Raw genomic sequence first — 6,482 nt, forward strand, 5'->3', positions numbered from 1 at the left:
AAAATCAAACAGGTCTTAAAGTGTTTCTCTGTGAATTGTATCCACGCACGCGTTTAGGATTTCTTACTGAGACTGATCATCAAGACACCCAGCATATTCAGACCGCAACCGACCCATTGCCATAGGTTTAAGTGTTCATTCAATAAAGCGACGGCCAGTAAAATCGTTAAAATGGGCCCGATAGATGCAATCATGGCCGATTGTGCAGCCCCAAGTCGGACGATACTTTGCATCATCAAAATGGTTGGAAGTACGGTAACCAATAGTCCGAGCGCTAAACCATACAGCCAGACTTGACTCGGGAGTTGTTGAAGCAAGGCAATGGGCTGCGGTGTTGCAAATAGAAAATGAATAATCGTCCCAACGCAGGCTATGCTCAGGGCTAGACCAGTAAAGTGTAAAGAACCAAACTTTTGCATGAGGCCTGGCGTGAGTAATAAATAAATCGCAAATAACACGGCACTGGCAAAAACCAAACTACATCCGAGCCAAAAGTACTGATCATGTGGTGTGGCACTTTGTTCTTGTAGCATCACTAAAACTGTCCCGCCATAACTTAAAATCAGGGCAAGGATGGTTTTAAAACTCAGTGGCTTTTTGAATAAAACAGCGGAAGCCAGCACGGTTAATGTGGGATATAGGAAAAGTATAATTCGTTCAAGCGAAGCACTGATATACATCAAGCCACGGAAGTCGAGCCAGCTCGAAAAGTAATAGCCGATTAATCCTGAAATGAGCAAGAGCACCCAATCTTTTCGTTGAATCGTTTGATAAGAACGTCGACTCAGCCATGCAATGACCAAGAAAAACGGCAATGCACTCATCATGCGTAAAGCCATGAGGACAGTGGCATCGACAAGAGGAGAAAGTGCATAGGCTTGCTTAATAAAAATCGCTTTGGTACTAAACAAGAAGGCAGCAATCAGCGCAAAAATTGCACCGATGAAGTGCGGACTAAGGTTTCTTGACATAAGTTAAGGTGTGCCTAATAACGACTGAACGAATTCGACAGCATTGTTCCGATAAGTTTGAACTGTCATTTTGATTATAAAAAATGCATCGTGTGAGTAAAAATGCAAAAAAAGAATAGTACTTATTCCTTTATGCATAAGGGATTGCTAGATCAAACATGAAAACAGCGGAAGAAATGACCAATTTGGTTTTAAATTTTTTCACCGCAACATGACTCTACAGGTCAAATATATCAGGCTGAAACATTTAAGGTGAAAATTGCACATAAATGGTGCAATTATTGTTTTTGGTGATACAAAGCCAATAGCGATATCATAATGCTAAATATTCAAAAAATTATTTTTTTAGCTAAAAAAGTCAATTCTAAGACTTAAGGCGAAGCATCAGGTGGGGAGGGCAAGATCTCAATAAACCCGAAACGTGCGCAAAAATCCATCGGATATTCAAGCTGACCGATTTGACGAGACTGTGGCAGAAAAAAGTCAGTTTTCAACGTAGGTCAGCACGTCAAAACTGTCAAATGAGTCAACGAGCTGATGCAGTCTGCATGAAAGAGTGGCTTTACCTGACTTAAGTCGATTTTTCACGACACGTTCAGGTCATTCTGTGTTGAATGAAAATGTCACAATGATCAACGCACTGAAACAATCTGCATTAAAACTAGCGAAATTATTTATGTTTTTGGTCTTAAGTAATATTAAAAAGTTATAAATAGGATAAAAATGAGTAATAAATCGACAAATAAAACTGAATAAATGAAATATCGCACTATTCTTTTCATGAATCATGAGTTCAAAATATGGGTATTTATTAAATAAATATTGGGTAGTATTTTAAAAAAGTTCAATTAGAATCCAAAAATTGTACAAAAACACATCCTGAGGGGAGACATCGCGGATTGCGATGTTTACTTAAGAAAAATTAGCTTGAGGAACGCTCATGCAGATCGGAATTCCAGCCGAAACTGTTGTCGGTGAAAATCGCGTCGCTGCGACGCCTGAAACAGTAAAGAAGTTGATCAGCGCTGGTCATAGCGTCGTTATTGAACGTGGAGCAGGGGTAAACGCTGCTTACATCGATAGTGCCTATGAACAAGTTGGTGCCAAAATTACGGATGATGCCTATACTGGTAGTCAAATGATTTTGAAAGTTCGTGCGCCTAAAGGTGACGAAATTCAAAAACTCACAGCGGGTACCACCGTTGTGGGGATGTTTGACCCTTACCGCAACACCGAACTTGACCAATTTGCGTCACAAAATGTGTCTGCATTTGCATTGGAACTTTTGCCACGGACCTTATCTCGTGCGCAAAACATGGACGTACTTTCATCTCAAGCCAACCTTTCAGGTTATAAATCTGTGCTTTTGGCTGCGGCAGAATATCAACGTATGTTCCCAATGTTGATGACAGCAGCAGGTACAGTAAAACCTGCACGTGTTGTGATCATGGGCGTAGGGGTTGCAGGCTTACAAGCCATTGCAACAGCGAAACGTTTAGGTGCCGTAGTTGAAGCAACTGACTTACGTCCTACAGCACGTGACCAAGTTGAATCTTTGGGTGGTAAATGGTTAGACGTACCAATGTCACCAGAAGAGCAACAAAAAGCAGCCGATGCTGCGAAAAATGGTTATGGCTGGATGCCGGGTGAAGACTACATTCGTGATCAAGCGATTATTGTTGATAAAGCCGTATCGAATGCTGACATCGTGATTACGACTGCATTATTGCCGGGTCGTGACGCACCACGTTTAATCAAAGCAGAAACTGTTGCCAAAATGAAACCGGGCTCAATCATTCTAGATATGGCGGTTGAAACTGGCGGTAACGTTGAAGGTTCTGTTTGCGGCGAAAATGTTGTGACTGCAAATGGCGTGAAAATTCTCGGTATTCCAAATATTCCTTCAACAGTTTCGACTGAAGCGTCGGCACTGTATGCACGTAACGTTTTGAATTTCATTGAAACCCTGTTTGATAGCGAAAAGAACTTCGCAATTAACCCTGAAGAAGAAATTCAAAAAGCACTACTTGTCACTCATGGCGGCCAAGTGCTGCTGAAACGTGGTTAAGGAGAATCATCATGGTTGAAACGATTACTATTTTTGTCTTGGCAATCTTTGTTGGTTACTACGTGGTTTGGGGGGTAACACCTGCGCTACACACACCATTAATGGCTGTAACCAATGCTTTGTCATCGATCATTATCGTTGGTGCGATGATTCAAACCGTTGGTATCCCAGGTATTGTGGATGCAAGCGTACAGTTCCAAAGCATTAACGTAGTGAGTATTTTAGGTGCGATTGCCGTTTTCCTAGCAAGTATCAACATTTTTGGTGGCTTTGCGGTGACTGCACGTATGCTTGAAATGTTCAAACCTAAGCAAAAGAAAAAAGAGGGTTAATCCATGGAATTCATTAAAGAATATGCGGATTGGTTCTACCTGATTGGTGCCGTTCTTTTTATCTTAACGTTGCGTGGTTTGTCTGGTCCAAAAACTGCGATTCAAGGTAACCGTTATGGCATGATCGCAATGGCAATTGCTGTAATCACCACATTCTTTGTCGCAGATCATCCAGTGATTTGGATGATTGTGGGTGCAATGGTGTTGGGTGCGGTCGTTGGTATTGCACGTGCAAAAACAGTTCCGATGACGCAAATGCCTGAAACTGTGGCACTGATGCACTCATTGGTCGGTTTGGCTGCGGTACTGATTGCGATCGCTGCGATTCTACATAACAACCAATTGACTGCGGCATTCGCGGAGAATGAAGCGGTATTAACAGCAGCGGGTGTAGAACATGCCCACATGAGCAAAGTTCATTTATTTGAATTGTTTGTAGGCTGTTTCGTTGGTGCGATTACATTCACAGCGTCGGTATTTGCTTACGGTAAATTGGCTGCGAAGAAATGGGCAAAAACCATTTCAGGTGGATGGGTAAAACCTGTTCAAGCTTTAATTTTCCTTGCGATGTTGGCGTGTGGTATCTACTTCTTCACTACAGGCAACATGAATGCTTTCTGGGCAATGACTGTTCTTGCACTTGCATTTGGTTGGGTATGGATTGCGCCAGTAGGCGGTGGTGATATGCCAGTGGTGGTATCGCTACTGAACTCGTTCTCAGGTTGGGCAGCAGCAGGGATTGGTTTCACGCTTGAAAACAACATGCTGATTGTTGCAGGTTCACTGGTTGGTTCATCGGGTGCGATTCTGTCTTACATCATGTGTAAAGCCATGAACCGTTCAATCATCAACGTTTTGTTTGGTGGTGCAATGGGTGGTACCGCAGTAGCTGCAGCGGATAATGGTGAAAAAGCACAGCGTAATCACCGTTCAGGCTCTGCAGACGATGCTGGCTTCTTGATGTCAAATGCGGATAGCGTGGTGATCGTACCGGGTTATGGTATGGCGCAAGGTCGTGCACAAAATGCCGTGAAAGAATTGTGTGAAATCTTAAAAGAACAAGGTGTAAAAGTTCGTTTTGCGATTCACCCAGTGGCAGGTCGTATGCCGGGTCACATGAACGTACTTTTAGCTGAAGCTGATGTTGCATACGAAGACATTCTTGAAATGGACGAGATCAACTCAGACTTCCCAGCAACAGATGTAGTACTGGTGATTGGTGCGAATGACGTTGTGAACCCAGCGGCAAAAGACGATCCAAGTTCTCCAATTTACGGTATGCCAATCCTTGAAGCGCATAAAGCACGTACCATTATGGTGATCAAACGTTCTATGGCTACAGGCTACGCAGGTCTAGATAATGACTTGTTCTATAACGATAAAACGATGATGATCTTCGGTGATGCGAAGAAAGTTGTGGAAGATATGACAAAAGCCATTAATGGCGGTGGTCATTAATCCATATTGCCAAAGTCCCGCTGTGATAAAGCGGGATTGAGGAAGATTTAAACCACCTTCGGGTGGTTTTTTGTTTTCTTCGCTTTTATTTTCTTGGCTTTTGATTAATGAATGCTTCACACTAAAAGTGCACAAATATTTAGCGCATCAGGTGCTTGAATCAAATTGATGCGTGTTTTGAAACCAAGGTACAGATCGATGAGCTGTTTTGTTCCATTAAATTCGATCTCAGTGATTCAAAATATTGTCGCGAACTGGTTTTGTGACGCAATGCATTGAAAAATAATTAATTGTCTGAAATTTGGTATTCTTTTTGCACAGCATGGTTATTCTTGGGGGAATAATCATGAAAAAAACATACTTGATGGCACTGTTTCTGAGTGTCCTGACATCGACTGCATGGGCAGTTGACCCGCAAATCGCCAGTAATATTCAAGACATTCGTATTTCGCTCGACAGTATTTGGGTGGTACTGGGCGGTATCTTGGTGTTCTTTATGCAAGCCGGATTTGCCATGATCGAAAGTGGTTCAGTTCGCAGTAAAAATACCGTGAATGTACTCATGAAAAACTACATGGATGCCTGCTTGGGTGGTCTGGTGTTTTGGTTGGTGGGTTTTGGTCTGATGTTTGGGGTCAATACCACGGGCTGGTTTGGCTTCAGTCATTTTGCACCCGATCAACTGGATGATTGGCACTGGAACCTTCTATTTTTCCAAATGATGTTTGCTGCAACGGCAACCACCATTGCCAGTGGTGCAATGGCAGAGCGGATTCATTTTGTCGCTTATGTGGTGAGTGCGGCCGTTGTCTCAGGTCTGATTTATCCTGTCTTTGGTAGTTGGGCATGGGGCAGTTTATTTGGCGGAGACGGTTGGTTAAAAGCACTCGGATTTATCGACTTTGCAGGTTCGACCGTGGTGCATTCAATGGGCGGCTGGGTTGCCTTGGCTGGCATCATTGTATTGGGACCACGTTTGGGTCGATTTGGACGCAATGGGCAAAGCCATTATTTACCAGGGCATAACTTACCTTTGGTAGCATTAGGCGGTTTTATTTTATGGTTAGCATGGTTTGGTTTTAATGCAGGCTCGACCATTAATGCCAATGTCAGCGTAGGACGTATTGCTTTAAATACGCATCTTGCGGCGTGTGCTGCCGTGGTTGCATATATGTTGCTCTGTCTCATCCGATCTAAAGCCATTTTGATCCGCAGTACGATCAATGCCTCACTGGGTGGCTTGGTTGCCATTACGGCAGGCTGTGCAACGATGTCTCCACTGTATGCGGTCATCACCGGTTTATGTGCAGGTGTGATGGTGACCTTCCTACCAATGCTCATGGAAAAAATGAAACTGGATGATGTGGTTGATGCAGTGACCGTGCATGGATTCTGTGGCGCATGGGGAACATTGGCTGCAGGGATCTTCCTTGAAAATAACATGTTTAATGGCGATGTCATCGCGATACAAGGGCTTGGGGTGATTGCAGCCTTTTTATGGGGCTTTGGCGTTGCGTTCATTGTATTTGTCAACGGCATTCTAAAATTGACCCCTTTTACCTTACAAATGGCAAAGTAAAATTGACCCCTTTGATCTCGTATTAAGTTTCAACCTGGGGCTGAATCCCAATTCTTTTTTTATCCTTCAAACGA

Annotated in this window: 4 protein-coding genes and 1 pseudogene; 4 read left to right on the forward strand and 1 reads right to left on the reverse strand. The window is 43.2% G+C overall.

Going from position 1 to position 6,482, the window contains the following annotated elements; translation table 11 throughout:
• Nucleotides 1-53 precede the first annotated feature (53 nt).
• Nucleotides 54-971: a DMT family transporter gene (locus tag FTU77_RS14690; protein ID WP_180056111.1), complete on the reverse strand. Its 918-nt coding sequence runs from the start codon at nt 969-971 to the stop codon at nt 54-56.
• A gap of 940 nt (nt 972-1,911) precedes the next feature.
• Between FTU77_RS14690 and FTU77_RS14695 the strand changes: the two genes are divergently transcribed.
• The 4 genes and pseudogenes from FTU77_RS14695 to FTU77_RS14710 all read left to right on the forward strand — a co-directional run.
• A complete protein-coding gene (locus FTU77_RS14695; RefSeq protein ID WP_111885447.1) occupies nt 1,912-3,039 on the forward strand; it encodes a Re/Si-specific NAD(P)(+) transhydrogenase subunit alpha in 1,128 nt (375 codons plus the stop codon).
• An 11-nt stretch (nt 3,040-3,050) separates the two neighbouring features.
• Complete coding sequence (locus tag FTU77_RS14700; RefSeq protein WP_078191287.1) at nt 3,051-3,371, forward strand: proton-translocating transhydrogenase family protein; 321 nt, start codon at nt 3,051-3,053, stop codon at nt 3,369-3,371.
• 3 nt (nt 3,372-3,374) lie between these two features.
• A complete protein-coding gene (locus tag FTU77_RS14705) occupies nt 3,375-4,829 on the forward strand; it encodes an NAD(P)(+) transhydrogenase (Re/Si-specific) subunit beta (RefSeq protein WP_078191286.1) in 1,455 nt (484 codons plus the stop codon).
• 346 nt (nt 4,830-5,175) lie between these two features.
• Nucleotides 5,176-6,357 (forward strand): annotated as a pseudogene (locus tag FTU77_RS14710) (ammonium transporter); the annotation flags it as partial.
• Between the last annotated feature and the right edge of the window lie 125 nt (nt 6,358-6,482).

The organism is Acinetobacter sp. YH12142 (assembly GCF_013418435.1).
GTDB classification, from domain to species: Bacteria; Pseudomonadota; Gammaproteobacteria; order Pseudomonadales; family Moraxellaceae; genus Acinetobacter; species Acinetobacter amyesii.

Bases quoted from the DNA above. Each gene is read 5' to 3' on its own strand.
- FTU77_RS14690 (WP_180056111.1), bottom strand. From the start codon at position 971: ATGTCAAGAAACCTTAGTCCGCACTTCATCGGTGCAATTTTTGCGCTG.
- FTU77_RS14695 (WP_111885447.1), top strand. From the start codon at position 1,912: ATGCAGATCGGAATTCCAGCCGAAACTGTTGTCGGTGAAAATCGCGTC.
- FTU77_RS14700 (WP_078191287.1), top strand. From the start codon at position 3,051: ATGGTTGAAACGATTACTATTTTTGTCTTGGCAATCTTTGTTGGTTAC.
- FTU77_RS14705 (WP_078191286.1), top strand. From the start codon at position 3,375: ATGGAATTCATTAAAGAATATGCGGATTGGTTCTACCTGATTGGTGCC.